Here is a 14,240-nt window from a genome sequence, read left to right as displayed (position 1 = left end):
TATGAAGCAGTACACCCTATTGGCGAGTGCTGTGTTGATGATGTCGGCATGCGCCACGCAGCATTACCCGACCTCAAGTCCAATGGTCCGTGTGGGGCCTTCCAAGATGTGGCACAAGTCCGGCGCCTCAGGAAAAGAGGCGTGGGAGACATGGCAGAAGTGCATAGAGATCCCAGGGAACAAGAAGGTGACAGATGCATGCATGAAGGAGAGAGGTTTCAAGTACGGCAGAACGGATGACGTCTATATCCCGCCGCGCGCCCCAGAAAGGGACTGGGTCTGTACGAAGCCGGGACTCGCCTGTGCAGGGCTCTTTTATGGGGAGTCGGTACGGCTACAACGTCAATGCTATGAGGAGGCCGACGAGCAAACTCCCGAATATCAGGAGGCCAGAAAGAATCGACGGCTCAGTGAGTACGGGCAAACGATCGTCAACGAATGCATGGCAGCAAACGGGTTCACCTACGAAGTAGTAGAGGGCCAGCCATGAGGAACGGCTTGGCCATTCTGGCGGTCACTGTACTTTGCACGGGCTGCTTGACCATGCATGGGTCTTATCGATTGCGCGCAGTGGACGATAAGGGTGTGGAGCTTGCCCCCAATATAACGCTGATGGCAGAAGGCTCAGGAATCTACTCTGCCCGTGGCGCCTTGTGCGCCAGTTACCCTGGTGCGACGGTGTTGGTTGAAGATGCCAAGACGGGCCAGCCGTTGAAAAGCGAAAGCCCGTTTCGTTGTCGAACGAGGAAATGATGGCCATCAGTGTGGTTGTGTCCCTAACCCTGGAGCATATGTGTTCCGCTGTTATAGCGACGCCGGCGCTCATGAGTCTCCAGTCAACCCGCCGAGTTCTGTCGATTGGTACCGGCCAAATCTTGATGCGACATTCGCAACATCGATGCCAAGGCGGCATCGCGGCTATAAGTTCATTCACTACCTAGAAAAAACACTATGAATCGCTATACATCTACCTTGCTTGTGATTGCCGTACTGTTTCCAGTTGCGCCCGTGTCCGCGGTTGAAGCGGCGCCGACTCTTGGGGTCGTTTTTGAGGGCCTGCCGTGGGGTGCAACAGAATCACAGATCCGCGAGGTTTTCGGCTCCAAACTCTCCAAGGTGCAATGCACCGATACGGAGAAGGTGTCCCAGGCGGCGCGCCCAGGTGCGTTTCAGTGCGATAGCCCCATCGTGAATGACTACACCATCGATGGGATCACTTTTCGGGCGTACTTCAACATGGGCGGTCCGAATGACACGTTGAACGAAATTCGCCTCGATCGCGTGGCGACGGTCACCAATGATCAGATCAAGGCGGGCGAGGGAGCTGAGTACAGGTTCAACAGGGTCAAGGCCGAGTTGGTTAGGCGCTACGGGGAGCCGCTTGGGTCCGGCAAGTCGCAGAAGATTTCGAACGAATCGCTCACTGTTCTTGCCGAGAAGTGGGTTGCCGATAAGACGGTGGTCAGCATGACGGACACGGTGATACCGGATAAGCGCGGCCAAATGTACTTATTGACTGTTGTCTATACACCCCTGGATGAAGCGATCAAATCCCAAATCGTGCCGCCGAAGTAGGCATTGTCGACGATATTGGAGGCGCCTTTTGGTTATGCCAATTGGACGTTTCAGGCTGGGCAAGTGATGCCAGAACTGTCGAATCACGCTTCCCGTGCGCGCGAAGCTGGTGTTTCCCGCGCGCGAAGATGGCACGAGCGAGCCCCTGGCGGTGGGCGATGCGCTGGACTTCAAGCCGAGCTCGGGTGGCTCAGGCTGGATCGTGCACCACAGCGGCGGCGCAGCCATCGCATTCCTGCCTACGCCTCAGGCCCAGCACGATGGCGCCAGTGAACGCCCTTAGCTCGACCGAAACATCCCGGCTTCGGTGAATTGTCACGCTGTCTCGTCTTCCATGAGGTTGTCCATGCGGTACAGGTCTTTAGCAAATTTTTCCCTTCTGGCTTGCTCTTTCAGTGCTGCTGCGGCGGATGGAGCGGCCGTGCAAGGTCACGGCAGCCGCATCCGCGTCTTTGGCCAGAATGGCGTCATGGCCCAGCTCTACGCAGGCAGTGCCTGCATCAAAAGACGCGGTGGTGAGCGTGTCTCCGGCAGCCTGGGCAGCGCATTCGGCTCGCTGATCGGAACGGTGTCCAATGTTTCGCTGGGCATGCCGGACAGCGAGAACACCCGCAATCTGGCGCAGATGGATGGCATCGCCTCCAAGGCGTACTTCCGCGAGTACGCCATCCCTGCCGCGGTTCCGACCAGCCTTCGCCTGGGATACCAGAGCGTTCCCGCGTTCTACTCGGTCGGTGGTGTGCGCTACTCGGGTCCCACCACTTCCTGCGGCGGCGCCATCTCGTTCGTGCCGGAGGCCGGGCGCGACTACGAGGCGGGCTTTTCGTGGCAGGGTCAGACGTGCCGGCTTTCGGTCTACCAGATCGTCGATGAGGGTGGAGACACGCGCCTGGTGCCCGTAAGGGTTCAGCCGGCTCCCAAATGTTGATGCGTGCGCGTTGACGCTCCGCCGGCATTCGGCCCTGGATCCCTCCAGGGCCGAAGCTCATCCCTTGCTGCCAGGCGTCGTGCTCAGAAGGTGATGTCCAGGTTCACGTAGATGGCCCGACCCTGGATGCCGTAGATGTTCTGATAGAACGGATACCAGGTCATCGTTTCATCCTTGGGTCCGTACTCGTCCAACAGGTTGGTGACATCGACGCCCAGCCGCAGCTTGTCGGTCAGTTGCTTGGACAGGTTGGCGTTCCACTGGACGTACGAGGCCAGGTGATCGGTCGCCTGGTAGTTCACCCGTGCGCCATTGCGATAGCCGTACAGACTGCCGGCCCAGGCGCCGCGGTTCCAGCTCAGTGTCCAGTTGGTGCGCGTGCGGAATGCCACCGGCTGGCTGCCGCAGCTGTAGGTGGAGGAGTACGAGCACGGCATGTAGTCCTCCCACGGATCCCCGTTGGTGACCTTGACGTCATAGTCCAGCGTGCGGCTCATGCCGGCGTTGAGGCTGAAGTTGCCCAGTGCCTCCGTGGCCCATGCATACCTCAGGCTCGCATCGTAGCCCTTGGTCCGCACGCCGGCCTGGTTGATCGCATCCAGGAAGTACTCGGTGACGTTGCCCTCGGCATCACGCTGCACGTAGCTGGCATAGAGCGCACAGGCGGCGGAATTGGGATCCACCGGCGTGCCGTCGATGCGCGCGCCGAGCAGGCAGTCCGAGTTGGCGCTGAGCAGGGTGGCTTTGTCCAGGTACTGGCTCTTGCCCTTGAGATCGATGTCCCAGTAGTCGGCGCTGATCGACAGGTTGTCAGTGATATCCCACACGACGCCCAGTCCATTGGAGGTCGCGGTTTCTTCGTGCAGCCGGGTGTTGTTGCCGCCTTCCACATACCACGCACCCTGGGTGTACTGGCTGCCGCACTGGCTCATGCCCGCCGTGGTGCTCAGGTCCAGCCCGTTCACACGGCAGAGATATTCGTTGGTGATGTAGTCGTCGTAGTTGGTGACCGGTTCGCCATAGAGCCACATGATGTTCGGCGCCATGAAGCTGGTCTGGTGGCTCGCGCGGATCAGCAGGTTGTCCGTGGGGCGCCATTCCAGGCTTGCCTGCCAGGTGGTGGCGTCATCGACATCGGAAATGTCGTTGTACTTGTCCCATCGCCCCGCCACGTTGGCGGTCAGCCGGGAAAACACCGGAATCCGCAGTTCGACGCCGACGCCATAGCGATCCCGTGGACCGCCGCCGATGACGCCGGTGTGATTGAAGGTCCGGTCGGCGCCCTCGTACGTGCTGACGCTGCGCGCGTCCGGGCGAAGTTCGTATTTGGAGTGTGACGCCTCGGCCACGGCCGCCATCTGTACTTCGCCCGCCGGCAGCGAGAACAGCGGGCCACTGAACACCACCTGCGCCTGCGAGGTCTGCGAGAGGTTCTTGTTGCGGATCGTGTCGACCATGCTGGCGTACTGCTCGGGTCCGACGGGGCCAAACAACACGGCAGGGTCGATCTCGTAGAGCGGCGAGCCATCGACGCTGCCGACCGGCTCGCCGAACAGGAAGTGGTGGACACGGTCGGTGAGCAACTGCTTCCAACGGCTCTTCATCTCGTCGCGCGAGATGCTGAGGCTGGCATCCCAGTCGAACCGGTTGCCCAGCGTGCCGCGCACACCGACGTTCGCGCTGATGGTGGACTCCTCCCAGATGCGCATCGGCGCGCCGCCCATCGTGTTGGGATTGAGTGCGCGCCAGTACTCGAACTGGCCGATGTTGACGTCGTAGGCGCTGCCGGCGTTGTACAGGTACATGCTGGTCCGGTGCGCCGCCTCGCTCTTTGAATACTGCACCAGCGCCTGGCCATAGCCTTCGATGTTGTCGTTGAACCAGTAGCGCGCGGCCACGTAGCCCGAGGTCTTGTTGTACTTGTTGGCCAGCGTATCGCCGTCGTAGTAGTTGGCGTTGCCGCAGGCGGCCGGCAAATCATCGTCGGCCGACCAGTACATCGGGAAATACTGCGGGTCGGCGTTGTAGCAGGAGTAGGCCAGTGCGTCGGCGGCGGTGTCGGGATCGGTATCGGCGGCGTAGATCAGCTGGCCGGCCTGGTTCATCCAGTAGTTCGCGTTGTAGCCGCCGTCCATCAACGCCGTGTCGAGCCCGAAGGTCGGCTTGTTGGTGCCCACGTTACCCGGTGCATTCATGCCCGTGCGGATGATGTTGCCGCGTTGGCCTGACAGGATCGGTTCGCGATTGAGCTGCTCGAACGCATAGGTGAGGCTGCCGCGATCCCAGGCCTTGCCGCCACTGAGCTGGATCTGGCCGGTATCGCCGCCGCCGCGTGTCGTGCCGCCACCGCGGATGCGCAGGTGCTGGCCTTCCCAGTTGTCCTTGGTCACGATGTTGACGACGCCGGCCACGGCATCGGAGCCGTAAATGGCCGATGCGCCGCCGTTGAGCACCTCGATGCGTTCAACGGCCGCGGCCGGGATGCTGCCCACGCTGACGCCGGTGGAGGCTGCGCCGGAACTGGCCGCGTACTCGGTCATGCGCTTACCGTTGAGCAGGATCAACTGATAGCCCACGCCCAGGCCGCGCAGATTGAGGAACGAGGCATCGGGCTGCGACGAGTCCGCATTCCACTCACCGGCCACGACATCGCCATTGAACTGCGTGAGCGTCTGCAAGGCTTCGGAGATGGTGCTGTAGCCCTGCTTGCGGATGTCTTCGGCGCTGATCACCACCACCGGCGATGGGCCTTCCATGTCGGCGCGCTTGATGCGGGATCCGGTGACTTCCACTTTGTCCAGCGTCTTGGCCGGCGCCGCCTCGGCGGCGTTGGCCACGGGCGTGTCTGAAGGTGCTTCCTGCGTGCGGCTCTCCGCATCGGTCATGCTTCCGGCAAACGCCAGGCCGGGCGCACTCAATCCGACAAGGATCGCAGCGGCCAGACGACGATGCTGCAGTACGTGGTAGCGGTTGGACATGGTGATACGGCTCTCCGGTCAGGACGGCGTAAGTGGGTGGCGCGGCATGGCCACGGCAAGGGACGGACGGGCACAGCACCCCACGGATCCCGACATCGCGTCGTGGACGGTGGGCATCGTCGCGAACTGCTGCTTCCGCACCCCATGCGGAACGACGGCGCCGATGCTAGTGGGCGCGCCAACCGAGATGCATCAGGAGAAACCCCGATCCTTCATGCGAAGTGGAGGGATGACGATTCCACAGCAGCAAAGTCGAGTATCGTCGCGCCTACGCTTCAGACTGATCGCTTGCTATTCCCTGCACGTTCTTGCCGAGGATCGAATGAAAGTCCACGCTGCACAGATGGCTGTCCTGACGATTGCGTTGGCCGCACCCGGTGGTATGTGGGCAGATCCGCTGCGCGCCGACTCCGTTCCTGCCGTGGAGGCGCGGACGCCGACGGCAGGGGAAGGAGATCACGCACAGGAATTGCGCGAGCAGTTCAACGCCGTGCTGCAATCACATGCGATTCCGGGCGCGCAACTGGCTTACACCCATCAAGGGACCTCGCAGACGTTCTCGTACGGGGTCATGAACAACGCCACCGGCGCGCGCGTCAGCGATGCCACGGTGTTCCAGGCGGCTTCCTTGTCCAAGGTCCTGGCCGCCTACGTGGCGCTCAGGCTGGTCGATCAAGGCCAGTTCGATCTCGACCGGCCGCTGTGGGAGTACTGGCATTCAAACCGCACGCGTGACAGTGCGTCGGCCCGGCGGATTACCGCGCGCATGGTGCTCAACCACACCTCGGGCCTGGTGAACTGGCAGGTGTCGCCCTCCAACCCGGTGATCGACAGCACGCCACTCACCACCATCTTCGAGCCCGGCGCTCGCTTCTCGTACTCCGGTGAGGGCTTCTATCTGCTGCAGAGGACGCTCGAGCATGTCACCGGGCTGGCCTGGAACGAACTGGCGCAGCGCGAAGTGTTCTCGCGATTCGACATGCCCAGCAGCAGCTACCTGACCAGGAAAGAGTTCGACGCCCGCAACGCCACGGGTCATGACGGTGATGGCACACCGCAGAAGCCGCGCGTGTTCGCCTGGGAAAACACCGCGTGGACGCTGGTGTCCAATGCGCACGACTACAACAACTTCATCCAGCGGGCGCTGTTCAAGGGCGAGGGGCTGGCAGCGGCGACGCATGCGGCCATGCTGGCGCCTTCCAGCGATGCCAATGACGCGGCGGTCGTCTCGCCGGCGGACCCGTACATCGATTGGGGGCTGGGCGTGGGCATCCAGTCAACGACAGACAGGCGCCTGATCTGGCACTGGGGTGACAACCCGGGCTTCAAGGCGCTGTTTGTGCTTGATCCGATCAGTGGCGACAGCCTGGTCTTGTTCACCAACAGTGAGCGTGGCCTGTCGACGTACCGCGAGTTGCTGGAGACCTTCATGGGCAAGGCGGAGTATCCCGCCGTGGACTGGGCCCAGTCGCAAAGCTGAGCTTGACGCCGGTCGCGCGGATCACGCCGAGCCGGTATCCCCCGGCTCGCCTTTGGAGACCACGGTCGCCAGCACCAGATCGCCGGTGACGTTCAAGGTGGTCCGGCACATGTCGAGAAACCGGTCCACGCCCAGGATGATGCCGATGCCCTCGGGCGGCACGCCCACCATCGCGCAGATCAACGCCACCACCGGCAGGGAACCCGCCGGCACGCCAGCGGTGCCAATGCCGCCGAGCACGCAGACGAACATCACCAGCAGCTGCTGGCCAAGATCCAGCTGCACGCCGAAGAACTGCGCCAGGAACAGCACGGTGACCCCTTCATACAAGGCGGTACCGTTCTGGTTGGCGGTGGCGCCCACGGTCAGTACGAAGCGCGACACGTTGCCCGGCAACTTCAGCTCGTCCTGCGCCACGCGCAGTGAGGTGGGCAGGGTTGCATTGCTGGAGGCGGTGGAAAATGCCATCAGGATGGCTTCCTGTGCGCGGGCGAACCACCGCAGCGGCGACCAGCCGGCCCAGCGCAACGCCAGCGAATAGACCACCACGAAATGCAGCGCCAGCGCGAGCACCACCACCATCACGTAGGCGCCCAGCGCCTGCAGCACGTCCCAGCCGAACAGGGCGGCAAGATTGAACATGAAGCAGAACACCGCATAAGGCGCGAGCCTGATGACCAGCCCGATCAGCGTCATCGACACCTGGAACAGGCCCTCGATCGCCTTGAGCAGCGCGGCGGTGGCCGGGCTCTGTTTGGACAGCACCAGGCCAGCGCCAATCATCATCGCGAAGAACATCACCGCCAGGATTTCGTTCTTGCCGGCGGCGCGGATGATGTTGTCAGGCACCAGTGACAGGACCAGATCCATCGCGCCCTGGTTCGACGCGCCATCGCCGATGATCGCGTGGGCGCGCTCACCGCTTTGTGCGAGCAGCTGCTGGGCCACGGTCAGGTCGATGTTCGTACCCGGCTTGAGCAGGTTGACCAGCGATAGCCCAATGAGTACGGCAATGCCCGACAGCACGATGGTCGAGGCCAGCGTCCGCACGCCAATCCGACCCAGCGCGCGGACATCCCCCATCTCCGCCACGCCCACGATCAGCGCCGAGAACAGCAACGGCAGCACGAGCATGAAGATCAGGCGCAGAAAGACAGTGCCGGCGGGTTGGGTGATGTGCTGCGTCAGCCACACCACCGCGTGGTGTTCCGCACCCACGGTGGCATGGGCCAGGAAACCCAGGGACAGGCCCGGGGCAAAACCAATCGCCATCTTCCAGTGCAGGGGAATCGACGGGGTCGCGCGCGCGCTTGCTTCAACCACGGTGGGTCCGCCTTGTTGGGTCAGGGAAACGACAGCGCCGAGTGCTCAACCCCAGATCACGGGAGCGGGCAGCGACATGCGTCCTTTTCGGTAGACGATGCCGCGTGGCCAGTCTTCGGCCTGCAGCCAGGGACCATCCAGGTCGCAGATTTCGCACTGCTGCGCCAGTACCAGTCCGGGCGCGACGGAGATCGTGCCGCCCAGCATGCAGCCGACCATGAGCCGGAATCCGGCCGCACTGGCGGCCTGCGCCAAGGCCAGGCCAGCGGTCAGCCCGCCGGCCTTGTCCAGCTTGATGTTGACGAACTGATAGCGGCCGATCAGCCGGGGCAGATCGTCAAGCGTGGACAAGGCCTCGTCCGCGCAAATCGGCACGCTGCCGGTGTAGTCGGACAATCCCTGATCGCGGCCGGCGGCCACCGGTTGTTCCAGCAGATCCACGCGCAGTTCCTGCAAGCCAGGGGCAAAGCGGAACAGATCCTCGACGCTCCAGGACTGGTTGGCATCGACGATCAAACGCGTCGTGGGCGCGCCTCTGCGCACCGCCGCCACGGCGTCCAGCGGCGCGTCCGCGCCCACCTTCACCTTGATCCAGGGATGGTCTGCGTAGAGGCGGGCGGTCGCCTCGTATTCGGGCAGCGTGCGGATGCCAACGGTGACGGCGCTCTCCACCGGTCGCCAGTTTTCCACGCCGGCGCGCTTCCACACCGGCACACCGCTCAGTCGAGCTTCCAGATCCCAGAGTGCGGCGTCCACTGCGTGACGCGCGCCGCCGGCGGGAAGCAGGTGTAGCAGCGACTCCCGATCGGCGCCGTTTTCCAGGTGGGACCGCAGCTTCTCGATCTGCGCGATCATGCTCTCGGGTGTTTCGCCGTGATAAGCGACGCCACTGGATTCGCCTCGCCCCACCTCGCCGTCCTGATGCAGCTCCACCACCACCACCCTGGCTTCGGTGCGCACTCCGCGTGCGATGGCGAAGGGCTCCTTCAGTTTCCAGGCATGCGGCCTGAGGTGCAGCGTGCGTACCATCGGTCAGGGGCCCACGATCGATGCGACCGCCATGTCCAGCCGCGTGCGCAAGGGATCGAAGGCCGGCACACCCAGTTCGCGTTCGGCGCGCACCAGCGCTTGTTCGGCAGCGGCTTCGTCCAGGCTGGAGGTGTTCAAGCTCACGCCCACCAGCCTGGCGGCGGGATTGGTCAGCCTTGCTGTCTGCTCGTAGAGCTGGGCGGCATCTTTCAGGCCGGGCACCGGATACTCCGGCCAACTGACGATGCGGGTCCGTGAGGGATCGTGGCAGAGGATCAACGCGTCAGGCTGGGATCCGTGCAGCAGTCCAAGCGTGACTCCGGCATAGGCCGGATGGAACAGCGAACCCTGGCCTTCGATCACGTCCCAATGATCGGCCGCGTTGGCCGGCGAGATGCATTCGGCCGCGCCGGCAATGAAATCGGCGATGACCGCATCCACCGCGATGCCGGCGCCGGCAATCATGATGCCGGTCTGGCCCGTGGCGCGGAAATCGGCGTTCAGGCCTTGCGCGCGCATGGCCTTGGCCAGTGCCAGCGCGGTGTACTTCTTGCCCAGCGCACAATCCGTGCCGACCATCGCCACGCGCTTGCCGCTGCGGCGCTGGCCGGTGGCGCGCGGCAACTCCGCGGGCGGCTTGCGCACATCCACCAGTTGCACGCCGGCCCTGGCTGCCGCCTGTGCGAGTCCCGGTATGGATTCCAGCGGCGTATGCAGGCCGCTGACGATGTCCAATCCGGCGTCGGCCGCGGCGACCAGCATGCGTGCCCAGTGGGCCGGAATCCGACCGCCCGGCGGGGTGACGCCAATGACCAGTGAGCGCGCCCCGGCGGCGGCAGCGGCGGCGGGCTCGCGTTCCGGCAAACCCAGTTCGATCGTGCCGCCCGCCAGTCGTGTCTGCGCGATGCAACTTTCCGCCGCCCAATCGCGCAACCCGAAAGCGGTCTTGGCCTTGAGCGGATTGGTTTCCTCACCCAGGAACAGCACATAGGGCTGGCGCAGCTTCACTGTACCGACGGCCTGGTTCATGGCGTCCTTGCCTGACTGATCCGCTGCGAGTCCACGCCGCTGTGCATTGATGCGCTCCATGTTCCTGCTGGCCCGCGCCACATCGCGGAATGGGCGATATTCGAACACAGCCCAGGCGAGCGGGAATCAGGAGAAACCCGGATGTTGGCTATCTCGGCGCCGGTGGTTGCGCGTCGCCCGGCAGGCTTGCTGGTCCGTCTGCTGGAGTGCTACAAGTGTTGCCCTTGTCGACACACGCACGGCACTGTGGGGTCCACGTCCTGGTCGTGGAAACAGCGGCCTGCCCGGGGAATGGACATGTTGATGCTAGACAACTCCGGCACCTTTGCTTATTCGGACCATGCGATCCGCGAGCGCGCCGGACTGGTGAAGTCGCTCGACATGGCATCGCTCTGGCAATCCTGCTCGGCCCTCATCAGCAAGGTGTTGCCCTGTCATTCCTGCAGTCTGCTGTTCGACATCGATGGCTATCAACCCAATCAAGGCCGGCACCTCCTGACGGAAGGGCGCGAGGACGGCGTCCGCCTGGCGACCAGTCTTGACGTGGCCGCGCCCTACCTGGACGCCAATCCACGCATCCGCTGGTACACCTTTTCGCAGATCGCGTCGCAGGATGCGCATGCCTCGGATCGCCTGAAGGCGCAGAACCCCACCCCGGGCTGGCGCGAGTTCATCCACTTCGCCTTCTGGGAAGACTCGCGGCTCGAGGCGGTGTTGAGCATCCGCATCCTGCACGATCATGGCGACCTCACGGAGAGCCAGTTGTCCTTCCTGAAGGACCTGTATTACCTGCTGGATGCGAGCCTGCAACGGATTCGCACGCTGGAATCGGAGCGTACGCGCCAGAGCGCGCTTGAAAGCCTGCTGTATGACCTTCCGCTGGCCACGATCCTGCTGGAAGAAGACCTCACTCCCTGCTTCGTGTCGCAGGAAGCCCGGCGTCTCTGCCGCCGCTGGAGCGATGATTTCGACAAGGACGACGCCTTGCCCCGCGCCATCGAAGAGCCGCTGCGGCAGTGGCTGGAAGCGTCAGCCGGATCGCGTGATCTGCCGCTGGGCAAGTCCAGTCTGGTGATTGGCCACCACCATCGTCCCGGCCATCGGCTCAGGGTGGAAGTCTCGTCCTCGCCAGCAGGCAATGCACGCAATAGCAGGCACCTGCTCATCCTTGCGCCCGACGTCGACGATGACTCGGTCGTCGACGCCAGTTCGCCGCGGGTGTTGCCGCTGCTCAATTGCCTGTCGCCCAGTGAACGCAAGGTCGCCGCGCTGGTGGCCGAAGGCCTGCGCAACGAGGTGATCGCTCAACGGCTGTTTCGTTCGCGCAAGACCGTGGAAAGCCAGATCAGTTCCATCTTCCGCAAATTGAACGTGGCCAATCGCACCCAACTGGCGCGCCTGTTGAACTGACGACGATGATTGGCACGCCTCAGGGGACGAACCTGAAATAGTCATACACCGAACGTGCCATCTGCGCGATCACGCGATCTCTGGCCTGGTCGCTTTCGCCCGACTTCAGGAACACGGTGATGATGATGTCGCCTCTGCCGTCCGGCAGCGTCATCACTCCCACATCGTTGATCACCTCGCCGACCGTGCCGGTCTTGTGCGCCACCGGCGTTCCGTCCGGCAGCATGCCTTTGAGCCGGGCCTGACCTGTGCGGCAATCGAGCAGGATGGCCTTGAGCACCTCCGTGGAAGCCGGGGTGAGCGCCTTGCCCTGCCAGATCAGTTTCAGCAGTGCGGCCATGCCCTGCGGCGTGCTGGTGTCGCGGGGATCCTGGTGATACAGGCGGGTCAGGCGCGTGCGCTCTTCCGCGCTGCGATGTTCGGCATCCAGCTGGGCATAGGCGGCGGGGGTGACCGGATGGGTGGGGGAGGCGTCCAGGCGACCCAGGTAGTGCGACAGCATCTCCCAGATGTATCGATCAACCCGCACGCCTTGCACGCCGAGCGTCTGCATGCGCTGGTTGACTGCTGCCGCACCGCCGCCCAGCCGGATCAGGATGTCGGTGGCGTTGTTGTCGCTCACGGTCAGCATCATATGCAGCAGGTCGCGAATCGTAATCGCCGAGCCCGGCGTCAGATGCGTGTCCATCGGTCCCCCCATCGAGGGGTACAGGTCGCCTTCCTGCAGTTGCACCTGGCGGTGCAGATCCAGGCGGCCTTCATCGACCAGACTGAGGATGTGCACGGCGACAGGAATCTTGACCGTGCTGGCCATGGGGAATGCATCGGCCGGGTTCAACACCGCGGAACGGCCGGTGCGCAGGTCCAGCGCATACAGGCCCACCGTTCCGTCGAACTTCGCTGCAAAGCGATCCAGTTCAAGCTGCAGCGCACTGGGTGCCTGCCCGGCGTGCGTTGTTGCAGCGGCGGCGGCCGGGCGTGCAAGCGTCAGCAGCACGATCAGCATCAGCATCGGCATCAGCAAGGCGGGTAGGGCGATGGCTCGGCGCAGCAGCGTCGGAGGGGTGGCGACAGGCATGCGGGTCTCCATGGCAGGGCGTCGGCCCGCCTCGTCAGTGGGTTCGAGCGCCGACATCGGCGCGCGGAGTGGCGTCACGGAGCAGGGGAAGCGTCCGGCTTCAATACCCCGGCGCGGTCCAGCGCTTGCAGGACTTGCGCCAGGGGCAGGGCTGCCGCCGTGCCGCGATGGCCTTTGACCGTGGTCGCACGAAACAGGGAATTGAGGACCGCTTCCTCGCTGGCCTCGGCGGTGGCCTGGAACAGCGGCGACATCGCTTCGCCCGCCACGCTGCGCGCAGGCTGCACCGGTACCTCGGGATCGCGACGGTTTTCCTTGGCGGTCGAGAAGGCGATGACATAGTCGCCGGAACCGTTGGACATCACTGAACCGGTACGGGCCAGGCCGACCAGGGCGCGGCGGGCCACGCGTTGCAACTGGGCGACATCCAGCGGCGCGTCGGTCGCCACCACGATCATGATGCTGCCGTCACCGGTGCTCGGTGGCGGCACGGCGAGGCTGCGGGCGTACTCGGCAGGATCCGGCAGGTGCTTCCAGACGGGAACGCCCGCGATGGTCAGCTCGCCACCGAAGTTGCTCTGCACCAGCACGCCCACCGTGTAGCCGCCATCGGCTTTCGACAGCCGCCGCGAACTGGTGCCGATGCCACCTTTCCACCCGAAGGCGACCGTACCGGCGCCGGCGCCGACGCTCCCTTCCGGCACCTCCGCCAGGCTCACGCGAGTGAGCGCCTGTTCGACCAGCGCCGCCGTCACCGGGCGTGCGCGTATGTCGCTGAGGTAGCCGTCATTGGTTTCTCCCACCACCGGGTTGATGGAGCGCACCTGCTCCATGCCGGGCTGCCGCAACAATCGCTCGACCAGGGCATCGGCGGCCTTCCAGCTGCTGAGCGTGCCGGTCAGCAGGATGGGCGTTTCCAGCTCGCCCAGTTCCTGGACCTGGGTAACGCCGACCAGCTTGCCGAAGCCGTTGCCGACCACGATGGCCGCCGGCACCCGCTGCCGATAGAGGTTGCCCGGATGCGGCAGGATCGCGGTCACGCCGGTGTTCAGTCGTTGCCCCTCGGACAAGGTGGCATGGCCTACGCCGACGCCTTCCACATCGGTGATCGCGTTGCGCGGTCCGGTCGCCAGGGTGCCGATGATCACGCCTGCCTCGCGCGCCCGGGGGCGCTGTTCGGCGGCGGGCGCGGTGAACGCGGTCGTGGCGAACGCCAGCAGCGGAAGCAGGGTCCAGAGTTTCATGGAGTCGACCTTTGGAAATGTTGTAATCAGGCAGCGAATGGATGTCACCCCCACCGCATGACCTCCCGCCCACACGGTCGGCCGCGACGACTGACCCACCGCGTTTGAATTGAGCAATCTTGTGCTGGATGGGCAGCCCCGCATATCAGAGTAAACACCTATTGTG

At 64.0% G+C, this 14,240-nt stretch carries 12 protein-coding genes; 6 read left to right on the top strand and 6 right to left on the bottom strand.

Going from position 1 to position 14,240, the window contains the following annotated elements; all coding sequences use genetic code 11:
• Position 1: 1 nt before the first annotated feature.
• The 4 genes from B5X78_RS07850 (at position 2) to B5X78_RS07830 (ending at position 2,503) form a co-directional block, all read left to right on the top strand.
• On the top strand, positions 2 to 490 hold the full coding sequence (locus tag B5X78_RS07850) for a hypothetical protein (RefSeq protein ID WP_079723863.1): 489 nt from the start codon (positions 2 to 4) through the stop codon (positions 488 to 490).
• Between the two features lie 461 nt (positions 491 to 951).
• Positions 952 to 1,575, top strand: coding sequence for a hypothetical protein (locus B5X78_RS07840; RefSeq protein WP_079723861.1), 624 nt, complete (start codon positions 952 to 954; stop codon positions 1,573 to 1,575).
• 94 nt (positions 1,576 to 1,669) lie between these two features.
• Positions 1,670 to 1,858: a hypothetical protein gene (locus tag B5X78_RS07835; protein WP_079723860.1), complete on the top strand. Its 189-nt coding sequence runs from the start codon at positions 1,670 to 1,672 to the stop codon at positions 1,856 to 1,858.
• Positions 1,859 to 2,044: 186 nt separating this feature from the next.
• Positions 2,045 to 2,503 carry a hypothetical protein gene (locus B5X78_RS07830; RefSeq protein ID WP_139381456.1) on the top strand — a complete coding sequence of 153 codons (459 nt, stop codon included), beginning with the start codon at positions 2,045 to 2,047 and terminating at the stop codon, positions 2,501 to 2,503.
• A gap of 83 nt (positions 2,504 to 2,586) precedes the next feature.
• Here the strand turns inward: B5X78_RS07830 and B5X78_RS07825 are convergent, their stop codons facing one another.
• Entirely contained in the window at positions 2,587 to 5,481 is a 2,895-nt protein-coding gene (locus tag B5X78_RS07825) for a TonB-dependent receptor plug domain-containing protein (RefSeq protein WP_079723858.1), read from the bottom strand.
• 343 nt (positions 5,482 to 5,824) lie between these two features.
• Between B5X78_RS07825 and B5X78_RS07820 the strand changes: the two genes are divergently transcribed.
• Positions 5,825 to 6,961, top strand: coding sequence for a serine hydrolase domain-containing protein (locus B5X78_RS07820; protein WP_188444691.1), 1,137 nt, complete (start codon positions 5,825 to 5,827; stop codon positions 6,959 to 6,961).
• A gap of 21 nt (positions 6,962 to 6,982) precedes the next feature.
• Here B5X78_RS07820 and B5X78_RS07815 read toward each other — a convergent pair whose 3' ends face one another.
• From B5X78_RS07815 to B5X78_RS07805, 3 genes are read right to left on the bottom strand one after another with little or no spacing between them, the layout of a single operon-like run.
• Positions 6,983 to 8,284 (bottom strand): dicarboxylate/amino acid:cation symporter, encoded by a 1,302-nt coding sequence (locus B5X78_RS07815; RefSeq protein ID WP_425478696.1) that lies wholly within the window; start codon positions 8,282 to 8,284, stop codon positions 6,983 to 6,985.
• A gap of 45 nt (positions 8,285 to 8,329) precedes the next feature.
• A complete protein-coding gene (gene dgcA, locus B5X78_RS07810) occupies positions 8,330 to 9,313 on the bottom strand; it encodes an N-acetyl-D-Glu racemase DgcA (protein ID WP_079723855.1) in 984 nt (327 codons plus the stop codon).
• Between the two features lie 3 nt (positions 9,314 to 9,316).
• A complete protein-coding gene (locus B5X78_RS07805) occupies positions 9,317 to 10,342 on the bottom strand; it encodes an N-acetyltransferase DgcN family protein (protein WP_176140801.1) in 1,026 nt (341 codons plus the stop codon).
• A gap of 297 nt (positions 10,343 to 10,639) precedes the next feature.
• On the opposite strand from B5X78_RS07805, the gene B5X78_RS07800 reads away from it, so the two are divergent.
• Entirely contained in the window at positions 10,640 to 11,752 is a 1,113-nt protein-coding gene (locus tag B5X78_RS07800; RefSeq protein WP_176140800.1) for a helix-turn-helix transcriptional regulator, read from the top strand.
• A 19-nt stretch (positions 11,753 to 11,771) separates the two neighbouring features.
• Here the strand turns inward: B5X78_RS07800 and bla are convergent, their stop codons facing one another.
• A complete protein-coding gene (bla, locus tag B5X78_RS07795) occupies positions 11,772 to 12,830 on the bottom strand; it encodes a class A beta-lactamase (protein WP_176140799.1) in 1,059 nt (352 codons plus the stop codon).
• Positions 12,831 to 12,904: 74 nt separating this feature from the next.
• On the bottom strand, positions 12,905 to 14,074 hold the full coding sequence (locus B5X78_RS07790; RefSeq protein ID WP_079723852.1) for a DmpA family aminopeptidase: 1,170 nt from the start codon (positions 14,072 to 14,074) through the stop codon (positions 12,905 to 12,907).
• Between the last annotated feature and the right edge of the window lie 166 nt (positions 14,075 to 14,240).

It is taken from the genome of Pseudoxanthomonas indica (assembly GCF_900167565.1).
Taxonomy (GTDB): domain Bacteria; phylum Pseudomonadota; class Gammaproteobacteria; order Xanthomonadales; family Xanthomonadaceae; genus Pseudoxanthomonas_A; species Pseudoxanthomonas_A indica.
This window is presented reverse-complemented; position numbering and strand designations above follow the sequence as displayed.